The organism is Novosphingobium sp. FW305-C-111 (genome assembly GCF_058783565.1).
On the sequence record NZ_JBYSYP010000003.1, the window covers coordinates 274,246 to 294,357 of the forward strand.

Consider the following 20,112-nt stretch of genomic DNA (forward strand, 5'->3'; position numbering starts at 1 on the left):
GGGAAACAGGGACAACTGAACCATGAAGATCAACGGCGGAACTCTTGCCAACCTCGGCGTCGCCTTCTCGACGGCGTACCAGGGCGGCCTCGGCCAGGCCGGCTCGCAGATCGACCGGATCGCGACCCGCGTCTCCAGCTCTACCGCCAGCCAGGAATACGGCTGGCTCGGCAAGTTCCCGGGCATGCGGGAATGGGTCGGCGACCGCGTCATCAACCAGCTCCAGGCGCATCGCTACTCGATCGCCAACAAGGACTGGGAAATGACGATCGAGGTCGATCGCAACGACATCGAGGACGACAACGTCGGGATCTACACCCCGATGTTCACAGAGATGGGCCGTGCGACCGGCGCGCACCTCGACGAGCTCGGCTGGGGCCTGCTCGCCAACGGCTTCGCGACCAACTGCTATGACGGCCAGTACTACTTCGACACCGATCACCCGGTGCTCGATGTCAATGGCAACCCGCAGTCGGTCTCGAACTTCGGCGGCGGTGCCGGCGCGGCCTGGTACCTGATCGACGACACCCGGGCGATCAAGCCGATCATCGTCCAGGAGCGCAAGAAGCCGCAGTTCACCGCGCTCGACAAGCCGGACGATCCGAACCTCTTCCACAGGAAGAAATTCCTCTACGGTGTCGACAGCCGGGACAACGTCGGCTTCGGCTTCTGGCAGTTCGCCTACGCCTCGAAGCAGGCGCTCGACGGCGACAGCTACGGTGCGGCCCGCGCAGCCATGCGCGGGTTCACCGGTGATTTCGGGCGCAAGCTCGGCATCCGCCCGTCGCTTCTGGTCGTGCCGGCCAGCCTCGAGCAGAAGGCGCTCAACATCCTCAACGCGGACAGCCTGGCCAACGGCCAGACCAACGTCTGGAAGGGCACGGCCGAGCTGCTCGTGTGCGACTGGCTGTGAGGTACCTGATCCGCGTCGCCGCGCTGGGCTCGGCCATCGGCCTCGCCTCGCGCCGCCGGGCCGGGTTCGCCTTTGGCCCCGAGCCTCGCGACCTCACACCGGAAGACTTCGGCCAGGATGCCGCGGCCGGGCTGAAGGTGGTCGCGATCTGCGAGGATCCGCAGCTGCGCGTCCAGCTGGTCTCGATCGACGAGGATGGAAACGAGGAAGCCCGCGTCGCCACCAAGGAGGACGTCGCCGAGCTGGCGGCGTTCATCGAAGTCATGGCCGAGGCCGAGGCGTCGAAGACCGATCCTAACGACCCTCCGATCCCGGAGTTGAACGGCGCGAAGGTGCCGGGTGCGGAATTGCAGACCCTTGGCGGGTCAGCGCACGAGCCGGAGGGCGCGGCCGCGCCTGAAGGCGAAGACGCTGAGAAGGTAGCGGAGGTCAAGGACGCCGCTGCTGTTGACCCCGCCGGGGCGGAGGACGGTTCGGCGTCGACCTCCGAGCAGGCTCGCGAACAGGCGGAAACCGTAGCAGCTGATCAGAAGGCTGCGGTGGCCGAAGAGCACCAACCGGAGGGGACTGTTCCGCCTCCGGTCGCCGAAAAGAAGAAGAAGACTTCGAAGGCCTGAGCCTTCGGGTCGCCGGGCGGCGGCCGACATCCTCTCCGGTCGCCGCCCAACCCTTCATGAAAGGACCATGATCCCGTGCCCCTCTTTGCGAACCTTGCCGACATGCAGGCGCGCTTCGAGGAGCGGGACCTCATCCAGCTGACCGACGAGGCCGGGATCGGCGAGATCTACCAGGCCAAGGTCGACCACGCGCTCGAGAGCGCCGACACGCTGATCACCAGCTACATCGCCGCGCGCCACCGCGACGCCGCCGCGCTCGCCGGTCACGCACTGTTGACCGACATTGCCTGCGACTATGCTTTTTCGCTGCTCTGGCGGTCCGAGCTGCCCGACTGGGTATCCTCGCGCCGCAAGGACGCGCTCGCCCGCCTCGCCGAGATCTCGAAGGGCGTGATCAAGCTCGACGCCGGCGTCGAGGAAGCCGCGCCGCGGCCCGGCCAGATCCTGACCAGCGGATCGGAGCGCCGCTTCGATCGCTCGAGCCTGGACGGCTACTGATGGCCGCGACCTTTCGCCTGGACACCCGCGGCGGGCACGAGATCGAGGCCCGGCTGGGCGCGCTCGTTGCCGCCTTCGGTGATCTCACTCCGCTGATGGAGGGCTTCGGCGTTACGCTCGAGAGCGCGTCGATCGACCGCTTCGACACCGAGACCGCGCCCGATGGCCGCAAGTGGTCGAAGTCGATCCGCGCCCGCGAGGAAGGCGGCAAGACCCTCACCGACCGCGGCCTCCTGCGCCAGTCGATCCATTCCGTCGCCGGCCGGGACCGGGTCGAGGTCGGCACCAACCTGATCTATGCCGGCGTCCACCAGTTCGGCGCGAAGATCCGCGCGAAGAACGCGCCCTTCCTCGCCTTCAGCCTGCCCGGCGGGCTCGGCCTGCGCCGGGTGAAGGAAGTGGAGATCCCGGCGCGGCCGTTCCTCGGCCTCTCCGGCGACGACGAGATCGAGCTGCTCGCCCAGGCCGAGGATTACGCCCGCGACGCCATCGGAGGCGCGGTATGATCGGCCTTATCCTGGTCCTGCTCTGGCTGGTCGGTTTCGCTCTGTGCTGGTCGATCGCGGTGCTGATCGAGAACGGCAACGCCGAGTGCGGCTATCCCAAGCGGGAGACCGGGCTACGCCTGGCCGCAATCGTCTGGCCGATCGCGCTCTTGTGGGCCGTGTTCCTCGTCGTCGCCGAAGTGATCTCGATGATCTGTCGCAAGCGGTGCGCGCGATGATCGGCGCTGTCGAGAACGCCCTTGTCGAGGTGCTGCGCCAGGCGGGCGACAGCGGGCAGCTCGGATACGTGTACCGCACGCTCGAGAGCTATCCCGAGGAGTTCGACGCTTACCTGAAGGAGCGCAAGGTGCCGCTGCGCTGCCCGGCCGCCTGGGCGGTGTTTTTGGGAATCGACCGCGGCGATGATGCCGAGGACGACGCCGGGTTCATGGGTGAGGCCCGGTTCGCGCTTGTCGTCGCGGCCGAGAACCTCCGAAACGAAACCGCGACGCGCCACGGTGGGCCGGGCGAGCCCGGCAGCTACCAGCTGGCGATCGACGCGGTCCGCTTGCTGTCCGGCAATGCGCTCGAGCCGCTTGAGCTGACCCACCCGGTGACGGTCGAAGGCCTGCGCCTTGTCGCGCGCTCGCCCGAGATACGGAAGGCCGGGCTCTCGCTGGTCGCGATCGCGCTCAGCTGCACGATCCCGTTCGGGCAGTTCCCCCGGGACGACGCGCCCTTCGACACACTTCACGTCGACTGGGACATCCCCGCATTCGGCAACGTCGGGCCGGAACTGCCCGCCGCCGATCCCGACGCGGCCGATCAGATGGAGCTGCCGCAGTGACCGCGCTTCGTTACCGGCCCGCGCCCGGCCGCCGCGTCCGTCTGCCCGATGGACGGCTGCTGCGCGAGGCGGGCGAGAGGCTCGAGCATTCCCCGTACCTCGCCCGGCTGATTGCCGACGGTGACATTATTCCGGCCCTTCACAGGAGCAAGAAGGCATGATCGATTTCAACAGCATCCCGGCCGACCTGCGGGTTCCCGGCCAGCACATCGAGTTCGATTCGAGCCGCGCGGTGTCCGGCCTGCCGCCGATCGCGAACCGCGTCCTCATCATCGGCCAGCGACTCGCCGCCGGCACCGCGCCGGCGCTCACCGTCAAGCCGATCGCCGAGGCAGGCGAGGCCATCGCTCTCTTCGGCCGCGGCTCGATGCTCGCCCGCATGGTTGCCGCGTTCAAGAAGGCGGACCGCTACAGCGAGGTCCACGCGATCGCGCTCGACGACATCGGCGGCGGCAGCGCCGCGAGCGGGACGATCACGGTCACCGGCCCGGCGACGGCGCCGGGAACGATCGCCCTCCTGATCGCCGGCGTCGCCGTCCCGGTCGCAGTCGCTACCGGCGCGATCGCCAACGACATCGCCGCCGCGATCGCCGCCGCGATCAATGCCAAGGCCGATCTGCCGGTGACCGCCGCCGCCGCTGCCGCGGTGGTCACCGTGACCTGCCGGCACAAGGGCACGGTCGGCAACTCGATCGACATTCGCCACAGCCACTTCGCGGGTGAAGCACTGCCGGCCGGGGTCGCCCTGGCGATCGTCGCGATGGCGGCTGGTGCGACCGATCCCGATCTCGCCACAGTGTGGCCGGTGATCGGCGACAACGCCTATCGCACGATCGTGATCGGCCTGACCGACGCGACCACCGTCGCCGCGGCGAAGGCCGAGCTCGACGATCGCTGGGGGCCGCTGCGGATGCTCGAGAGCGTCGCCTATGGCGCGAAGAGCGGGACGCAGGGCGCGCTGGCGGCGTTCGGCGCGGCGCTGAACAGCGAGCTGGTCTCGGTCCTCGGCACCGGCAAGAGCCCGACATGGCCGGCCGAGGCGGCGGCGATCTGGGGCGCGATCTGCGGTTACTACACCGCGATCGACCCGGCGCGTCCGCTGCAGACGCTCACCCTGACCGGGCTGGTCGCACCGAAGGAAGCCGACCGCTTCACCCGCGCCCAGCGCGACCTGCTGCTGCGCGACGGGATCTCGACCTTCACGGTGGACCAGGGCGGCACTGCCCGGGTTGAGCGGGCGATCACCACGTACCAGACCAATGCGCTGGGCATCGAGGACACCGCCTGGCTCGACCTCGAGACGGTCACCACGCTCGGCTACCTGCGCGCTTCGCTGCGCGCCCGTATCGCGCTGAAGTTCCCGCGCCACAAGCTTGCCGACGACGGGACCAACTTCGGCCCCGGGCAGGCGATCGTCACGCCGAACATCATCCGGTCCGAGCTGATCGCGCTGGCCCGCGAGTGGGAAGAAGCAGGCCTGGTCGAGGGTCTGGACCAGTTCGTCGCCGACCTGATCGTCGAGCGCGACCAGGGCAACCCGAGCCGGGTCAACGCGCTCGTGCCGCCGGACATCGTGAACCAGTTCCGCAGCTTCGCCGCTGCCATCCAGTTCCGCCTCTGATCGCCTGCTCACCGGCCGCTGAGAGCGCGCCGAGAACCCATTGAAAGGATCCCGAGATGGCCAATCCCAATCGCGTCGTCGGCCAGATGAAGATCAAGATCGACGGCGTTTCCTACCCGACCTCGGGCGAAGCGACCCTCGATATCGGCGGGGCGGTGCGCGAAGCCGTCGCCGGCGACTATGAAGCCGGCGCGTTCAAGCAGATGACCAAGGAGTCGAAGCTCGAGGTCACCCTGCTGTACAAGTCGAACGTGAGCCTCGCCTTGCTGCGCTCGATCGACAACGCGACGGTCACCGCCGAGCTCGACACCGGCAAGACGTGGATCATCCGCAACGCGTACTGCGCCGACGCGATCAGCTTTGGCCCGGACGGCAAGGCCAAGGTCACCTTCCAGGGCCCGCCGGCCGAAGAGGTGCTGTGATGCGCCCGCCGCTGACCCACACGCTCATCCATCCGATCGTCCGCACCACGGTCGACCAGGCCGGCCAGGAGCTTGAGGAAGTGCTGCTCGATGCCGGTAGCGTGATCGTCGTGCGACGGCCGAAGGCAAAGCACCTGAGGCTTGTCGATGACTTCGACGGCCGGCCCGTGGCGCTGGCGATCGCGATGATCGGAAAGCTGACCAACCTCGACTCCGAGCAGATCGAAAACCTCGATCCGGAAGATTTCGAGGCCCTGGGAAACTTGCTCGACGCGGCCACGGGGAGTGGCCGGAAAACTGGGCAGACTGCCTAGGGACGCTTGCTGGTTCGTTCCACTTCCAGCCGTCCGAGCTGATGCGGCTGAGGTGGGACGAAGTGGATTTCTGGCTCGGCCAGGCCGAGCGGCTCGCACCTGCGGATGAGGACTGATGTCGCTCAAATTCTCCATGCTGCTGCAGGCAACCGACCGGGTCACTGGTCCGGCGAAGCGCATCCAGCAGTCGATGGCGAGCCTCGGTCGCGCCGCGAGGAAGCTGGCCTCCGATCTTCGTGACCCGGACCGGGCGTATCAACGCGGGTACCAGCTCGGATCCCGGCTGCGGGCTGGGCTTGGTCACCTTGCCAGTGCCTTCCGCGAAGTCGGCAGGACCGCAGCACGTTACGCCGGCCGCGCCGGACTGGCGGCATGGAACAAAGGGGCCGAGCTCGCCGGCAAGGGCGTCGTCTCACTCGGCAAGAAGATGGGCGGCCTAGCGCTCGGAGCGGCGAAATGGGCCGCTGCCGCCGCAGTCGGCGCGGCCGGGTTTTCGGTGTTCAATATCTTCAAGACGGCGGCGCAGTTCGAGCAGTTCTCGATCATGCTCGAGAACATGGAAGGCAGCGCGGCCAAGGCGCGCAAGGCCATGGCCTGGGTGCAGGACTTCGCGCAGACCACGCCTTACGAGCTGGACCAGGTCATGGAGGCCTATGTCCAGCTGAAGGCTTACGGCATCGACCCGCTCGACGGCTCGCTGCGCGCACTGGGCGATGCCTCGGCCGGGATGAGCAAGCCGCTGATGCAATCGGTCGAGGCGCTCGCGGATGCCGTTACCGGCGAGTTCGAGCGGCTGAAGGAATTCGGTATCCGCGCCTCCGCCCAGGGCGACAAGGTGAAGTTCACCTACATGCGCAACGGCAAGGAGATGACCCGCACCGTTCGCAAGAACGCCGCGGACATGAAGGCAGCGATCACCGGGATCTTCTCTGAGCGCTTCGGCGGAATGATGGACCGGCAAAGCCGCACGTTCTCCGGCCTCATTTCGAACCTTCAGGACCAGTGGACGCGCTTCCAGATGATGGTCGCCGACGCCGGCATCTTCGACATGGTCAAGGGCAAGCTCGGCGAATGGCTCGCGAAGATCAGCGAGATGGCGAAGGACGGCCGGCTGCAGGCCTGGGCGAAGTCGATCTCCGACTGGCTCGAGAAGGCCTGGAAGATCGCCGTCGATTTCGTCGAGAATACCGACTGGGCGAAGGTCGGCCGCAACCTCCAGACCATTGCCGATGCGGCCGTGATCCTCGCCAACGCGATCGTGCGCGCCGCAAATGCGATGCCCGCCCTCAGCGACCTGTACAAGCCGTTCGGTCTTCCGCGATACTTCGGGCGGCAGATCTTCGGCGGCGACGCACCGGCCGCGGCCGGCCCGACCCGGCCGACCTCCAATGTCCCGTTCCCGAAGGGGCCGGCACGCGTCCCGCCGCTGCTCGCCAAGCCGACCGGGCGCAAGACTGCGGCGCAGGAAGTACGTGTGGGCGGGCAGGCGCAACTCGCGATCTCGCTCGCGCCGGGCCTGAGCGGCAAGCTCAATCAGGTCAAGCCCGCAGGCGACGTGCCCTTCAGCGTTGCGCTCGGCCGATCGATGGCGGGTGCGTCGTGAGCTGGCGCGACCAGTACCAGGCGGGCAGCTTCCGCGGTGTCGCCTTTCGGACCGCCAGCCACGAGCGCAGCGGTGGACGGCGGAACATCACGTTCGAATTCCCCGGCCGGGATGAGCCGGTGGTCGAGGACCTCGGCCGGCGGGCGCGGCAATTCAGCCTCGAGTGCCACGTCATCGGCACCGATTACACAGCGAGCCGCGACCAACTGATCGATGCGCTCGAGGAAGCGGGACCGGGTCTGCTCGTCCATCCCTGGCACGGCCAGATGATGGTCTCGGTGCTCGACTTCACCACCACCGAAAGCACCGAGGACGGCGGGGTCTGTTGGTTCCGAATCAGCTTCGGCGAAGCCGGCCTGCAGGTGACCGCGCCGATCGCGGTCGCCAGTGGCGAGCTGGCCGCCAGCGAGGCAGACCTCCAGATCGCGAAGGCTCCCGGCGTATTCGCGGGTGGCTTCTCGATCGCAGGCGCAGCGGCTTTCGTAGAGCAGTCGGCGGCGGACATCGTGTCCGGCATGGCCGGGATCAGCCAGCTCGCGGCAGGCCTGCAGGGCGGGCTCGGGCCGACGCTTCGCGCGTTCGAAACCGGCCTGCGCTTTCTGCCCGACAACATGGCGCGGCTGCTCCGGGATCCGCTCGCGCTCGGCCAGTCGATCGTCGGGCTGGTCCAGGCGGTGTCCGTGCTCGGCGGTTCATCGCGCAATCGTGTCGCCGGTCTCAGCAAGATGGTCGACTGGGTGCCAGCGCAGCCGGTGTTTCCGGAGCGCACCGCGCAGCGCGTGCTCGAGACGGACAACCGCGAGGCGCTACTGCGGCTGTTCCGGGTCTCCGCCGCCGCCGAACTGGCGCGTGCGACCGCTGTACTGCCGTTCACCAGCTACGAGGATGCGATCGCCGTCCGCGACGCGCTGGCCGAGCGTCTCGACCGCCTGGCGCTGGCTTCGGCCGATGCCGGCGACGACGCCGCAGCCGACAGCTTCGACGCGCTGCGCCGGGCGGCCGCCCGCGACATCGCCGCGCGCGGAGCCTCGCTGGCGCGGGTCTATGGGGTGGAGCTGGCAATGACCGAGCCAGCCCTCGCGATCGCACAGCGGATCTATGGGCCATCCGGCCTCGAGACGCGGCTCGCCGACATCGTCGGCCGCAACCGCGTCCGCCATCCGGGCTTCGTCCCCGGCGGACGGACCATCGAGCTGCTGACCGTGAGCGCCGGACTGGGAGCGCGGGCATGACCTTCGACCGGCTCGCCCGTCACGACGTCGTCCTGACTCTCGGGGCGACCGCCTATTCGGGGTGGACCGAGGTCTCGATCGAAACGTCGATCGACTCGATCTCGGGCAGCTTCGACCTGACCCTGGCGTCGCGCGAGCGTACCGGGGCCAGCCAGTGGCCGATCGAGCGTGGCATGGCCTGCCGGGTCAGCCTGGGCGGCGAAACGCTGGTCACGGGCTGGATCGACCGCGTGGAACGGTCGATCAGTGCCGAAGACAGCGCGATCCGTGTTTCCGGCCGGGACAAGGCAGGCGACCTCGTCGACTGCTCGGTCGTGGTGTCGCCGGGAAGCTGGCGCGGCAAGAAGCTCGAGGCGATCGCGGGCGAGATCGTAAAACCTTTCGGCATCGCCATCGATGTCGCCGGCGACACCGGCAAGGCGTTCGAACGGTTCGCGCTCCAGCCGCAGGAGACCGCATTCGCGGCGATCGAGCGGATGTGCCGCTATCGCGGCCTCGTCTGCTGGTCGGTCGGCGATGGCCGCATCCGCATAGGCAACCCGGGCCAGGACGGCGCGGTCGCCGGCCGGATCGAGGAGGGCGTCAACGCGCTGACTGCCAGCTCCAGCGACGACGGGGCCGAGCGCTTCTCGGACTACATCGTCAAGGGCCAGGCATCGGGCAGCGACCGCCGCAAAGGCAAAGACGTCGCCCAGGTCAAGGCCAGTGCCAAGGACGCCGGCGTTGCCCGATACCGCCCGATGATCGTCGTTGGAGAGGACCAGGCCGACACTGCCAACCTGAAGCAAAGGGCGGAATGGGAGGCCAAGGTCCGCTCTGGTCGCGGCCGGCCGCTGACCGTGACGCTCCCGGGCTGGTTCACCGATGGCCAGTCAGGCCGGATCTGGAAAGCGGGCGAGCGCGCGTCGTGCCGGATCCCGAGCTGCGGCCGCGATGAGGCTTTGCTGATCCAGCGGGTGCGCTTCGTGCGCAGCGCCGAGCAGGGAACGACCACCGAGCTGGAGATGGTCCCGCCCGAGGCCTGGGCGAAGATCGCCGGGCCGGAGCCGAAGCAATGAGCGCCGCCGACCATTTCCGCCGGCTGATGTCGCCGCTCGAAGGACGACTGCGTGGGATGCTTTCGCGCGCGGTGATCAGCCTGATCGACGATGCCCGCGAGGCGCAGGAGCTGCAAATCGAGCTCTTCGCCGACGAAGGCCAGGACGCGGTCGAGCGCTTCCAGGAGTACGGCTTCACGTCGCATCCGCACGCCGGGGCCGAGGCGATCGTCGGCTGCATGGGCGGCCTCCGCAGCCACGCGGTGGTGATCGCGGTCGAGGATCGCCGCTATCGCCTGCAGAGCCTTCAGCAGGGCGAAGTCGCGCTTCACGACGATCTCGGCAACGTGGTCCTGCTCGGCCGCGAGGCGCTGGCGATCACGGGCGTGGCCAAGGTGCTGGTCACCGCGCCGCAGGTCATCGTCGACAGCGAGGAAGTCCAGCTCGGCGGCGAAGGCGGGGCCAAGGTCGCGCGGGTCGGCGACGACGTCGATCCCGGAACCCACAAGATCATCAGCGGCAGCGACAAGGTGCGGGCATCATGACCGATCTCGCGCTCACCTGGTCCGATGATCTCGGTGCCGACCTCTCGCTCGCCGGCGGCGCGCTCGCGACGCACGACGGGATGCGCACCGCGATCCTGCTCTCGCTGTTCACCGATGCCCGCGCGCCGGAAGGCATGGCGCTGCCCGAGGATGGCGACGATCGCCGCGGATGGTGGGGCAACGCCTTTTCCGGCGAGGTCTCTGACGCCGCGGCAGACAGCGACGTCCGCAACCACCTGGGCTCGCTGCTGTGGACGCTGCGCCGCGCCAAGGTCCTCTCGAGCGTGACCGCGCAGGCTCGCCAGTTCGCTTACGAGGCGCTCGCCTGGCTGATCCGCGACGGCGTGGTCAAGACGATCACCGTCGAAGTCGAGGCGCAGGTCCAGGACGGCCTGCGCCAGCTGCTGGCGATCGGTGTGATCCTCGAGCGTCCCGAAGGCCCGGCCCGCGAGCGCCATGACTTTACCTGGGAGGCCTCCGCATGACATTCGCCCGTCCGACCCTTTCGCAGCTGGTCGAGCGCGGCCGCAGCGACATCGAAACCCGCATGCCGGGTGCCGACAGCCGCCTGCGCCACTCGCTCCTCGACGTACTGGCGCGGGTGCAGGCCGGCGCGGTGGCCGGGCTCTATGGCTATCTCGACTGGCTCGCCCGCCAGCTGATGCCCGATACGGCCGAGGCCGAATACCTCGCCCGCTGGGCCAGCATCTGGGGCATCCGCCGCAAGGCCGCGGTCGCGGCCGAGGCGACCATCACCGCCACCGGTGCGAACGGATCGGTAATCGACGCGGGGGTGCAGCTCACCCGGTCCGACGGCGCGCTGTTCACGGTCAAGACTGCGGCGACGATCGCGGCCGGTGCCGCGGCTGTTGCCGTCGTCGCGCTCGAGGCCGGCGCGGGCGGCGACGTCCTGCCGGGCACCCAGCTGACCTTCGCGAGCCCGGTTGCCGGCGTGAACGCCGCGGCGATCGTCGCCTCGGCCGAGGTCGCTGGCGCGGCCGAAGAAAGCGATGAGAGCCTTCTGAGCCGGCTTCTGGACCGCATCCAGACACCGCCGCAGGGCGGCGCGGAAAGCGACTATGTGGCGTGGGCGCTGGCCCAGCCGGGCGTCACGCGCGCGTGGTGCTATCCGGGGTGGATGGGCACCGGCACGGTGGGCCTTACCTTCGTCATGGATGGCCGCGACGACATCCTGCCGCTGGTCGACGACGTCGCCGCGGTCCAGGCCGCGCTCGACGTGCTCCGCCCGGTCACGGCCGAGCTGTTCGTCTTCGCGCCGGCCGCCGAACCGGTGGACTTCGAGATCCGCCTGATCCCCGACACCCCCGACACGCGCGCCGCCGTGCTGGGCGAGCTCGCCGACTTCTTTTCGCGCGACGCGCAGCCCGGCGGGACGATCTACCGCAGCCGGATCAGCGAGGCGATCAGCCTGGCCGAGGGCGAGTTCCGCCACGTCGTCAACCTGCCGGCGTTCGACTTCACCGCCAACCAGGGCCGCATGCCGATGCTCGGCGACGTGGCTTTCGTCGCATGAGCTACGAGGGCACCTTGCCGCGCGACGCCGCAGCCTATGCCGGGCAACTGCGCCAGCTGCTGCCGCGCGGCCTGGCGTGGGAGTTCGGCCGCGACAGCGTCTTTGCGCAGCTGCTCGCCGGGCTTGCCGAGGAGCTGGCCCGCGTCGATGCGCGCGGGCTCGACCTGCTCGAGGAGGCGGATCCGCGCACCGCGCTTGAACTGCTCCCGGACTGGGAGCGGGTCGCCGGGCTTCCCGACGCCTGCACCGGCCGGCCGGACAACGCCGGCGAGCGCCAGGCGGCGCTTCAGCAGAAGCTGACCGGCCTTGGCGGACAGAGCCGACAGGCCTTCATCGAACTGGCGGCGCGGCTCGGTTACGTGATCTGGATCGAGGAGCACCGGCCCGCTCGCGTCGGCGCACGGATCGGCGACCGCCTCAACGGGCCGGACTTCGCCTTCTGCTGGACCGTCCACGTCCGGCCCTTCGACGGGTATCTCGAGGAAGCGACCTTCATCGCCCAGGCGCAGATCGGCGACCGACTCGGGGTCCGCCTGCGCGGGTTCGGGGCGATCGATCTCGAGTGCGTGATCGCCCGGGCCCGGCCCGCTCACACCATCGTCCTGTTTGCCTACGACGTCGAACCGTCCGCGGCATTCTGGATCGACTTCACCGGTTAAGGAGACCAACCCCATGCATCGCATCGACAGTCCCGGAGCGGTCGACGGCCGCTTTCAGAATGGCAATCCGGCCGTTGGCCAGCAGGCGACCCAGCTCACCGCCGACTGGTTCAACGACATGCAGGAGAACATGGCGTTCGCCATCGAGGCGGCGGGCATTGCCCTGGTCAAGGGCGACGCCGAGCAGCTGCGCGACGCGATCATCGCGCTGGTCGCGGGCGCGGTCGGAACTGGCGGCGGTGCGGTGCCGACGACGCGCCTGGTCAACTCGACCGGGCTGCTGAGCGGCGGCGGCCCGCTCGCGGCCGACCTCACGCTCGACGTGCCCAAGGCGAGCGCAGTCGAGATCCTCGCCGGCACGATTGACACCAAGGCGATCACCCCGCTCGGGCTCGCCACGGCATCCGCCTCGACCCTTTCGAACAACGGCTACATCAAGCTGCCGGGCGGGCTGATCCTGCAGTGGGGCGGGCTCACCGGCAGCTATGCGGAAGGCTCGGTCGCGGTCACCTTCCCGATCGCGTTCCCGAACGCGTGCTTCCGCGCCTTCCCGGTCGCGGTCAACCAGACCGCCACGCCGGACCACGACGTGTTCATCCAGCGCGTCGCCCAGACCACCTCGGGCGCGACCTTCTTCTTCAACTACGACGGGGGCGGAACGAACGCGATCAACGGCCTCGACTACTTCGCCATCGGCAACTGAGGAGCAAGGCCATGCGGATCTTCTACAGCCCTTCGAACAACGCCTTTTACGACGAGGGCATCCACGGCCCGATCGAGATCGCCGAGCCGCAGACCCGGCGCGAGATCAAGGCGAACAAGCGGCCGAGGCTGGTCGCCAACCCCGATTGCCTTATCCCGGCCGACGCGGTCGCGATCACCCGAGCCGAACACGCGGCGCTCCTGGACGCGCAGTCCGGGGGCAAGCGGATCATCGCCCGCAACGGCCGGCCAGCGGCGGTCGACCGGGAGATCGATCTGGAAGTGGTGGCCTCGATGCGGCGCAAGCGGCGCGACTTCCTGCTCGCCGGGAGCGACTGGACCCAGCTCCCCGACGCGCCGGTCGATCGGGAAGCGTGGGCCGCATACCGCCAGCAGCTGCGCGACCTCGACATGGACGGGACCGAGTGGCCGGCCGAGCCCGGCACCGGAGCGGAGGGCTGAACGTGGCGCGCAGGAAACAAGCCGCGCTCGACGTGCCCACGACTACCGATGAGGCGGTCGCGGTGCTCGAGCAGTACGTCTCGGCCGAGCGCGATGTCCTGGCGCTCAAGGTCTATGCGGCGCGCGTCATCGACGAGACCAAGACAGCGCGCGACCAGCAGATCGCGGCGATCGAAGAAGGCCAGAAGCTCCGCTTCGCCTCGCTGAAGGCGTGGTGGGAAGCCGGCGGCCGCGAGCTGGCCCGCGACAAGCGCTCGAGCGAACTGGCGGGCGCGAAAATCGGGGTGCGGTTGAGCCCGCCGGCGGTCAAGCTGGCCAAGGGTCTGAAGGTCGATGCCGTCGTCACCTGGCTGCGCCGCGCTGGCGACTGGGCGATCGGCTTCGTCCGGCCGAAGTACGAGCTCGACAAGCCTGCGCTGATCAAGGCGGTCAATGCTGACGAGAAGCTGCGCGAGCGGTTCGCGTCCGAGGGCGTGACCGTGGTCCAGGCCGACGAATTCTTCATCGACGCGGGGCTCGACGAAAGCGCCGCGACCGCCGCGGAAAGTGCCGGCGACCAGCTGGCCTGAAGGAGGGAACATGACCATCAAGCTCACCCAGACCGGCGTCGGGACCCAGTCCAACGACGACAAGGAACTCTACGATTCAACGGGCACCGGGATGTTGCCAGTCCAGGTCGATGGCGACGGGGTCACGACGTTCAAGGTTAACGGCCGCGTGGCCACCGATGCGCCGTGGATGGAGATCATCCCGGCCGGCACCGCGGACGTCCTCCAAAGCATCGCCTGGGTGCCTTACGTGCAGCTTCAGGTCACGGCTGGCGCAGGCACCGTTGTTCTCTGGGCAGGCGAGAAATAATGGCGTTGGCGCGGACCAAGCTGCTACTCGGGAGCGCGCTTCGCAGCATCCTGCGAGGCGCAATTGCGGTCGCTTTGCCGTTCAATCAAGTGAACAGCCTGCCCGCGGAGTTCATAGCTCCCTCGGTGGCGGCCGCGCCAGCCATCACCGGGACTTCGTACTATGTTTCGGCCGCCGGAAACGACGCCAACCCCGGCACTCAGGCACAACCCTGGGCGACGCTGGCCAAGGTTGCGGCGATCATGGATACGCTGCAGCCCGGCGATGCCGTGCTGTTTCGCGGCGGGGATACTTTCAACACTCCCAACGCCGGGCTTTGGCCGACCGTCAGCGGGAATCAGGCGAACCCGATCACCTATGGTTCCTATGGCTCCGGCAAGGCGACGCTCAAGGCGTTCGGTTTCGCCGCCGGGTCTGATGCGATCCTCTCGGCCTACGAGGTCAGCGGCTACGTCTTCCGTGACCTGATCTTCGACGGCAACAGCCTGGCCTATGCCTGCTCCAATGGCGGCGCGACGACGGGCCAGCGTTCGGACCACTGGTACATCAACTGCGAGTACAAGAACGCGACCCAGCAAGGCCTGATGCTCGGCGCAGATGCCACCGGCGCGGTCGGCCTGGCGAATGTCGTGGTGTCCGGGTGTTCGTTTCACAACAACGGCCAGAGCGGCTTCATCTCGTACGGCACCGGCACCGGCACGGGATACGCCGGGCGGACCACGCGCCAGATCACCAACCTGGCGATGGACAACTGTCAGGCCTATTCGAACGGCAAGTCGGGAATCGTCGGCGGTGGCCTGGGCAACAGCACGATCAAGTGGTGCGTCGCCTATTCGAACGGGGCGACGATCGACGCGGGCGGCGGCATCTGGATCTACGATGCCTCATCGACCACGATCACGTTCTGCGAATCCTACTCGAACGCGACCAGCGGGACCACGGACGGCTTCGGGATCGATATCGACGGCGGCAGCTACCAGTGCGGGGTCGAGTTCTGCTACTCGCACGGCAACCAGGGCCAAGGCATCGCGGTCATTGCCTATTCGACCAGCGGCGGTTCAGTGAGCGATTGCTACGTCCGCAACAATGTCGTCACTAACAACGCCACCAAGGCGGGGAATGCCTACGGCGACATCCACGTCCAGGCGCTCGGTACCTCGACGATCACCAACCTCTACGTTCACAACAACACGATCATCCGCAATGCGACCAACACGAGCGCAGGCGGGCTCAAGCGGGAGAGCGGCGGCGGTGCCTTCACCAACGTCCGCTTCGCCAACAACGTCGTCCATGCCGAGGGCACCTCGAAGCTCGTTTATCTTAACGCGACCGGCGGCACGACGCTTAGCAACAACCTCTATTCGGGCAATCAGTCCTGGTACGATGGGGTTGCCCGCGCGTCGCTGACAGCATGGCAGGGTGCGCGCGAGGCCTCGGCGCTGGGCGAGAACCTGACCTTCACGACGACGCCGCCGACGATCGGCAGCTACAGCGCCGACACACTCGACGATCTGTTCGGCTCGCCCGGCGGAAGCCTTGCGCGAACCGGCGGCGCGACCGCGGCGGCGATCGGCTTCACCGCGCCGACCTATGACGCCTTCGGCAACGCCTGGGCGAATGGGGTAATCGGCGCAGGAAGGAAGCTCGGGGCATAAAGATTCTGCCTCCTTACGGGGGTGGCCAGGGCGTTGGAGCGCCCTGAACCGCGAGAGTGACCTCGCACCTTGGGCTGGCGCGCCAGCCCTTAGTCCCCCCGGCCTCTGAGGCGGGGACCTCTTAGGTGCTTAAAAGTGAAAGAAGGATTGAACGATATGCCGGCTCTCGAGCCGGTGAAGCCGACCCGACCGGTCGCCCCCTGGCTTGGCGGCAAGAGAGCGCTGGCTGGTCGACTCGCTGAGCGCATCGCGGCCGTGCCGCACGATCGCTACGTCGAGCCATTCGTGGGCATGGGCGGTGTCTTTTTCCGCCGCCAGCACCGCCCCGGCCTGGAGGTCATCAACGACATCAACCGCGATGTCGTGAATCTCTTCCGCTTGCTCCAGCGGCACTATCAGCAGCTGCTCGACGTGCTGAAATGGCAGACCTACAGCCGCTCCGAATTCGAGCGTCTGCGCGCGGCCGATCCTGAGACCCTGACCGACCTCGAGCGAGCGGCGCGCTTCCTCTACATGCAGGTCACCAGCTTCGGCGGGATCGGGCGGACGTTCGGCATCGACTATGCCCGGCCGAGATGGAACCTCAACAAGCTCGTGCCGATGCTCGAGGACGTCCATGAGCGGCTGTCCGGAGTGCTGATCGAGCGGCTATCCTACCAAGACTGCATCCGGCGCTATGACAGCCGGCCGGGCACGCTGTTCTACCTCGATCCGCCCTACTGGGGATGCACCGACGACTACGGCAAGGACATCTTCTCACCAGCCGATTTCGAGGTTCTGAGAGGCCTCTTGGAGGGCCTTCAGGGGAGCTTCATCCTGTCGATCAACGACACGCCGGAGATCCGGGAAATCTTCGCGGGGTTCGCTATGGAGGAGGTCGGTCTGAACTATCGGGTCAGTGGAAAGGTGACACCGGCGCGCGAACTGATAATCTCTTGCCCATGAGGAGCCCCGCATGAGTGATCAAAGCGCCATCGAGTGGACGGACGCAACTTGGAACCCAGTGACGGGATGCACCAAGGTCACAGCGGGCTGCGATAATTGCTACGCGGAGCGCTTTGCAGAGCGCTTTCGAGGCGTGAAGGGGCACCCCTTCGAAAGGGGTTTCGACCTGGTCCTCCGACCAGAGCGCTTGGATCAGCCGTCGAAGTGGAAGCGGGGACGAATGATCTTCGTGAACTCAATGAGCGACCTTTTCCACAAAGCGGTCCCGACCAATTTCATCGACCAGGTTTTCGACCAGATGGAGGCGGCTGACCGGCATACTTATCAGGTTCTCACGAAGCGCAGCTCTCGGATGCGTGACTATTTGTCTCGGCGCTACGGCAAAAGCTCAGGGCCGAGCCATATCTGGACGGGGGTCTCAGTGGAGGACCACCGCGGGGCCACTCGGATCGCGCACCTCCGGTCCGCTCCCTCTGCGGTTCGGTTCCTCTCGGTCGAGCCACTGATAGGTCCAGTCGGCGCTGTGGACCTCGGCGGGATACATTGGGTGATCGCCGGCGGGGAAAGTGGGCCGGGCGCAAGGCCGATGCAGATCGATTGGGCCCGTGAGATCCGTGATGCCTGCCGCGCGCAGGGTGTTCCGTTTTTCTTCAAGCAGTGGGGTGGCTTTAGGCCTAAGTCAGGCGGGAGAACGCTTGACGGCCGAGAGTGGAATGAGTGGCCCGTGAGGGCCTTCGCGTGACGCTAAATCCTGAATTTTATGAAGGCAGAGGCCAAGCGCTGGTCAAGCACACCTTCTTAGACAGGTATATGCGCGACGCTTTGCCAAAGGTTCTCGGTCGCTACACCACCTTCGCTTATGTCGATCTCTTCGCCGGGCCTTGGAAAAGTCAATGTCCACAACACAGCGACACATCATTCGGAATCGCGTTGCGCCGGATGATTGAAGCCAAGGAGAAGCAGGCGAAGCTCGGCCGTAACATCAGGCTGATCGCGCATTTGGTCGAAAAGGATCGGCATCGTGAACTAGACGCGGCGGTCGCCCCGTTTCGCGGCGAGATAGAAATCACTTGCTACCCTGGCCTGGCGGAAAAGCACGCCGGCACGATCCAGCGATCACTCCCTGCAAACTCCTTTCGATATGTCGTTATTGATCCCAAGGGCTTGCCGGACATTCGCCAGTTTGCCGGCCTCATGGACCAAGGCAGCACTGAAGTGCTCGTGAACTTCATGCTGCAGTTCGCCTCGCGCTTTCTGGCGACTGATCGGATGCCGAAGCTTGTCGAATGGCTGGGCCAAGTGGCACCCGGCAGCGATTGGCAGTCGAAGGTGGCCGAGTTGTCGTCTGAGCGCCGGGAGGATTTCGTGACTGAGATGGCGCGGAAAGCGCTTCGTCGGATTGGGGGTTACAGGTTCGCTCCAGCGATCACGGTCGACGAGACCAGCATTGATAGAACCCTCTACAAGCTGATTTATCTCAGCCGCAGCGATGCTGGTCTAAAGGTTTTTCGCGATGCCCAGGTCAGCGCGTTGTCGGTCCAGGCTGAAACTCGTACTCAGATCAAGGCCGACAAGCGCGCGGAGAAGACCAAGAACGGCGATATTTTCAGTTTGCCGGGCGTAATAGATCCGGGAGAACGAAGTGCCTTGGCCCTCCAATCCGGGCGACGGCGCGCGTTCCATTTCGCGACTGAGGTCGTGAAGCAAGCAGGGCCTCAGGGAGTGTCGTGGCGGAAGCTTTGGACCGAGGTGCTTGATGGATGGGTCGTCACGCAGCAAGAGCTCAAGGATGAGGTGGTCCGTCTAAAGAACTGCGGCGATGTGGCCATCCCTACGCTTGCCGTTCGCCAACGTGTGCCTAAGGATGAGGACATAATTTGCTGGGCGGGTTTGCTCTAGGTTGTCTTGTCAAAGACTCTAAAGGGTCTCGCCGCGCTACATCGGGAATGGGGGGTAGTTTACTCCCCCCAGGACCTTGTCAACTTCGTCAACTTATCAGGAAAGTCGGAAGTTTCCTGAACAAACCGCCCCTCAGCTCGCCAGCCTGAGCGCCGCCGGGACCGGCTCGCCGGGCTGGTCGGGCCAGATGCCGCGGGTGTCGTAGACGACCTTGCCGGCCCGCTCGGCCAGGGGCACGACGCGGAACACGTCGTGGTCGACGAGGACGATGAGGACGTCGCAGTCCTCGAGCGCGGTGTCGATGTCGATGCGGACCGCGCCGGTGCCGGTGAACTCGATCGGCAGCTCGGCGGCATAGGGTTCGACGACGTGGATGCGGCTCCCGAACTGGCGGGCGAGGCTGGCGGCGACAAAGCGGGCCGGGCTCTCGCGGAAGTCGTCGATGTTGGCCTTGAAGGCGAGGCCGAGGCAGGCGACCTTCGCCGCCGGGTGAGCCTCGACCAGCGCGGTCGCGCGGCTTACCACGTGGTGCATCTTGCGGTCGTTGACTTCGCGGGCGTTGCGGATCAGCGGGGTATCCTCCGGCGCGCCGTGGACGATGAACCACGGGTCGACCGCGATGCAGTGCCCGCCGACGCCGGGGCCGGGCTGGAGGATGTTGACGCGCGGGTGCCGGTTGGCGAGGCGGATCACCTCCCACACGTCGAGACCCATCTTGTCGGCGACGATCGACAGCTCGTTGGCGAAGGCGATGTTGACGTCGCGGTAGGCGTTCTCGACCAGCTTGGTCATCTCGGCGCTGCGGGCGTCGGTGGTGACGCAGGTCCCGCGCACGAAGCGCTTGTAGAACGCCAGCGCCTTGCGCGCACAGCGCGGCGTGATCCCGCCGATCGAGCGATCGTTGTTGGTCAGTTCCTCGAGGATGCGGCCCGGCAGCACCCGCTCGGGGCAGTAGGCAATGGAGATGTCGGGCGTCTCGCGGGTCAGCCCGGGGAACCTGAGGTCGGGGCGCAGCCCGGCCATCAGGTCGCGCATGCGCTCGGTCGTGCCGACGGGCGAGGTCGATTCGAGAATCACCACGTCGCCGGCCTTGAGCACGGCGGCGACTTCGGTCGCGGCGGCGAGGACATAGGAGATGTCGGGGGTGTGGTGCGCGTCCTTCTCGAAGGGGGTCGGCACCGCGATGACTGTGGATCGGCGTGCAAAAAGGACCCCGTTAGCGGGGTGATCGGCGTCTAAAAGGGACCCCTCATTTCGATGGTTT

Annotated in this window: 26 protein-coding genes; 25 read left to right on the top strand and 1 reads right to left on the bottom strand. The window is 67.1% G+C overall.

The window, feature by feature from the left end; translation table 11 throughout:
* Nucleotides 1-22: 22 nt before the first annotated feature.
* The 25 genes from AC3WLD_RS05565 (at nucleotide 23) to tcmP (ending at nucleotide 18,848) form a co-directional block, all read left to right on the top strand.
* Entirely contained in the window at nucleotides 23-913 is an 891-nt protein-coding gene (locus AC3WLD_RS05565) for a Mu-like prophage major head subunit gpT family protein (RefSeq protein ID WP_492555938.1), read from the top strand.
* Nucleotides 910-1,530: a hypothetical protein gene (locus tag AC3WLD_RS05570; protein WP_492555939.1), complete on the top strand. Its 621-nt coding sequence runs from the start codon at nucleotides 910-912 to the stop codon at nucleotides 1,528-1,530. Before AC3WLD_RS05565 ends, AC3WLD_RS05570 begins: the two co-directional genes overlap by 4 nt.
* Before the next feature lie 75 nt (nucleotides 1,531-1,605).
* A complete protein-coding gene (locus AC3WLD_RS05575) occupies nucleotides 1,606-2,028 on the top strand; it encodes a phage protein Gp36 family protein (RefSeq protein WP_492555940.1) in 423 nt (140 codons plus the stop codon).
* Nucleotides 2,028-2,534 carry a phage virion morphogenesis protein gene (locus AC3WLD_RS05580; RefSeq protein WP_492555941.1) on the top strand — a complete coding sequence of 169 codons (507 nt, stop codon included), beginning with the start codon at nucleotides 2,028-2,030 and terminating at the stop codon, nucleotides 2,532-2,534. The genes AC3WLD_RS05575 and AC3WLD_RS05580 overlap by 1 nt, the downstream gene beginning before the upstream one ends.
* The gene (locus AC3WLD_RS05585; RefSeq protein WP_492555942.1) at nucleotides 2,531-2,752 is read left to right on the top strand and encodes a hypothetical protein; all 222 of its coding nucleotides are present in this window, start codon (nucleotides 2,531-2,533) and stop codon (nucleotides 2,750-2,752) included. The genes AC3WLD_RS05580 and AC3WLD_RS05585 overlap by 4 nt, the downstream gene beginning before the upstream one ends.
* A complete protein-coding gene (locus AC3WLD_RS05590) occupies nucleotides 2,749-3,360 on the top strand; it encodes a phage protein Gp37 (RefSeq protein WP_492555943.1) in 612 nt (203 codons plus the stop codon). The genes AC3WLD_RS05585 and AC3WLD_RS05590 overlap by 4 nt, the downstream gene beginning before the upstream one ends.
* On the top strand, nucleotides 3,357-3,521 hold the full coding sequence (locus AC3WLD_RS05595; RefSeq protein WP_492555944.1) for a DUF2635 domain-containing protein: 165 nt from the start codon (nucleotides 3,357-3,359) through the stop codon (nucleotides 3,519-3,521). The genes AC3WLD_RS05590 and AC3WLD_RS05595 overlap by 4 nt, the downstream gene beginning before the upstream one ends.
* Nucleotides 3,518-4,981, top strand: a complete 1,464-nt coding sequence (locus tag AC3WLD_RS05600; protein WP_492555945.1) for a phage tail sheath subtilisin-like domain-containing protein — start codon at nucleotides 3,518-3,520, stop codon at nucleotides 4,979-4,981. The genes AC3WLD_RS05595 and AC3WLD_RS05600 overlap by 4 nt, the downstream gene beginning before the upstream one ends.
* 56 nt (nucleotides 4,982-5,037) lie before the next feature.
* Entirely contained in the window at nucleotides 5,038-5,403 is a 366-nt protein-coding gene (locus AC3WLD_RS05605; protein WP_492555946.1) for a phage tail tube protein, read from the top strand.
* Nucleotides 5,403-5,717, top strand: a complete 315-nt coding sequence (locus AC3WLD_RS05610; protein ID WP_492555947.1) for a phage tail assembly protein — start codon at nucleotides 5,403-5,405, stop codon at nucleotides 5,715-5,717. The genes AC3WLD_RS05605 and AC3WLD_RS05610 overlap by 1 nt, the downstream gene beginning before the upstream one ends.
* 115 nt (nucleotides 5,718-5,832) lie before the next feature.
* A complete protein-coding gene (locus AC3WLD_RS05615; RefSeq protein ID WP_492555948.1) occupies nucleotides 5,833-7,320 on the top strand; it encodes a tape measure protein in 1,488 nt (495 codons plus the stop codon).
* On the top strand, nucleotides 7,317-8,552 hold the full coding sequence (locus tag AC3WLD_RS05620) for a DNA circularization protein (RefSeq protein ID WP_492555949.1): 1,236 nt from the start codon (nucleotides 7,317-7,319) through the stop codon (nucleotides 8,550-8,552). Before AC3WLD_RS05615 ends, AC3WLD_RS05620 begins: the two co-directional genes overlap by 4 nt.
* Nucleotides 8,549-9,610, top strand: coding sequence for a phage baseplate assembly protein (locus tag AC3WLD_RS05625; protein WP_492555950.1), 1,062 nt, complete (start codon nucleotides 8,549-8,551; stop codon nucleotides 9,608-9,610). The genes AC3WLD_RS05620 and AC3WLD_RS05625 overlap by 4 nt, the downstream gene beginning before the upstream one ends.
* Nucleotides 9,607-10,134 (top strand): phage baseplate assembly protein V, encoded by a 528-nt coding sequence (locus AC3WLD_RS05630; RefSeq protein ID WP_492555951.1) that lies wholly within the window; start codon nucleotides 9,607-9,609, stop codon nucleotides 10,132-10,134. The genes AC3WLD_RS05625 and AC3WLD_RS05630 overlap by 4 nt, the downstream gene beginning before the upstream one ends.
* A complete protein-coding gene (locus tag AC3WLD_RS05635) occupies nucleotides 10,131-10,619 on the top strand; it encodes a phage GP46 family protein (protein ID WP_492555952.1) in 489 nt (162 codons plus the stop codon). Before AC3WLD_RS05630 ends, AC3WLD_RS05635 begins: the two co-directional genes overlap by 4 nt.
* The gene (locus AC3WLD_RS05640) at nucleotides 10,616-11,668 is read left to right on the top strand and encodes a baseplate J/gp47 family protein (protein ID WP_492555953.1); all 1,053 of its coding nucleotides are present in this window, start codon (nucleotides 10,616-10,618) and stop codon (nucleotides 11,666-11,668) included. Before AC3WLD_RS05635 ends, AC3WLD_RS05640 begins: the two co-directional genes overlap by 4 nt.
* Nucleotides 11,665-12,327 carry a YmfQ family protein gene (locus AC3WLD_RS05645; RefSeq protein WP_492555954.1) on the top strand — a complete coding sequence of 221 codons (663 nt, stop codon included), beginning with the start codon at nucleotides 11,665-11,667 and terminating at the stop codon, nucleotides 12,325-12,327. Before AC3WLD_RS05640 ends, AC3WLD_RS05645 begins: the two co-directional genes overlap by 4 nt.
* A gap of 13 nt (nucleotides 12,328-12,340) precedes the next feature.
* A complete protein-coding gene (locus AC3WLD_RS05650; RefSeq protein ID WP_492555955.1) occupies nucleotides 12,341-13,030 on the top strand; it encodes a gp53-like domain-containing protein in 690 nt (229 codons plus the stop codon).
* Between the two features lie 11 nt (nucleotides 13,031-13,041).
* Nucleotides 13,042-13,491, top strand: a complete 450-nt coding sequence (locus tag AC3WLD_RS05655) for a phage tail assembly chaperone (RefSeq protein ID WP_492555956.1) — start codon at nucleotides 13,042-13,044, stop codon at nucleotides 13,489-13,491.
* A gap of 2 nt (nucleotides 13,492-13,493) precedes the next feature.
* Nucleotides 13,494-14,060, top strand: coding sequence for a host-nuclease inhibitor Gam family protein (locus AC3WLD_RS05660; RefSeq protein ID WP_492555957.1), 567 nt, complete (start codon nucleotides 13,494-13,496; stop codon nucleotides 14,058-14,060).
* A gap of 10 nt (nucleotides 14,061-14,070) precedes the next feature.
* Nucleotides 14,071-14,349, top strand: a complete 279-nt coding sequence (locus tag AC3WLD_RS05665; protein WP_492555958.1) for a hypothetical protein — start codon at nucleotides 14,071-14,073, stop codon at nucleotides 14,347-14,349.
* 89 nt (nucleotides 14,350-14,438) lie between these two features.
* Nucleotides 14,439-16,004, top strand: coding sequence for a right-handed parallel beta-helix repeat-containing protein (locus AC3WLD_RS05670; RefSeq protein WP_492555959.1), 1,566 nt, complete (start codon nucleotides 14,439-14,441; stop codon nucleotides 16,002-16,004).
* 156 nt (nucleotides 16,005-16,160) lie between these two features.
* The gene (locus AC3WLD_RS05675; protein WP_492555960.1) at nucleotides 16,161-16,949 is read left to right on the top strand and encodes a DNA adenine methylase; all 789 of its coding nucleotides are present in this window, start codon (nucleotides 16,161-16,163) and stop codon (nucleotides 16,947-16,949) included.
* Between the two features lie 10 nt (nucleotides 16,950-16,959).
* Entirely contained in the window at nucleotides 16,960-17,691 is a 732-nt protein-coding gene (locus tag AC3WLD_RS05680; protein WP_492555961.1) for a DUF5131 family protein, read from the top strand.
* Nucleotides 17,667-18,848: a three-Cys-motif partner protein TcmP gene (tcmP, locus tag AC3WLD_RS05685; protein WP_492555962.1), complete on the top strand. Its 1,182-nt coding sequence runs from the start codon at nucleotides 17,667-17,669 to the stop codon at nucleotides 18,846-18,848. Before AC3WLD_RS05680 ends, tcmP begins: the two co-directional genes overlap by 25 nt.
* A gap of 132 nt (nucleotides 18,849-18,980) precedes the next feature.
* Here the strand turns inward: tcmP and wecC are convergent.
* Nucleotides 18,981-20,112: UDP-N-acetyl-D-mannosamine dehydrogenase (wecC, locus tag AC3WLD_RS05690; RefSeq protein WP_492555963.1), on the bottom strand; the 1,132-nt coding region annotated here is incomplete at its 5' end.